This window comes from Pedococcus sp. 2YAF34 (assembly GCF_052114585.1).
In the GTDB taxonomy this organism is placed as follows: Bacteria; Actinomycetota; Actinomycetes; order Actinomycetales; family Dermatophilaceae; genus Pedococcus.
On sequence record NZ_JBFRFA010000166.1, the window covers coordinates 1 to 351 of the forward strand.

The window sequence follows — 351 nt, forward strand, 5'->3', positions numbered from 1 at the left end:
GCCCCGGACGGATCAGCCGCGAGTCGATCCCGCCGATTCCCGCGGAGATCGCGGCGCTGATCCGCGATGTGTCGAGCGCCGGGAAACTCGTCGAGTAGCGGTCGGCGTCAGCGTCAGCCGTCCGACCGGTCCGCGGCCGTCAGGAATCCGAGCACCGTCTCCTGGTACTGCTCGGGCTGCTCGACGTTCAGCAGGTGCCCCGAGCCGACGATCACATGCAGTCGGGCCCGCGGGATGCTCGTGGCCAGGGCTTTCGCGTCGCCGACGGGCACGAGGGCGTCCAGCTCTCCCGCGATCACGATCGTCGGGGCGCGGATGCCGCTGAGCCGATCGCGGGAGTCGAACGCCCGC

Annotated in this window: 1 protein-coding gene; it reads right to left on the reverse strand. The window is 71.2% G+C overall.

The annotated features are described in order from the left end of the window. Nucleotides 1–113 precede the first annotated feature (113 nt). Nucleotides 114–351, reverse strand: a 238-nt coding sequence (locus AB4Z02_RS19395; protein WP_441973019.1) for an alpha/beta fold hydrolase, incomplete at its 5' end; no start/stop codon positions are given.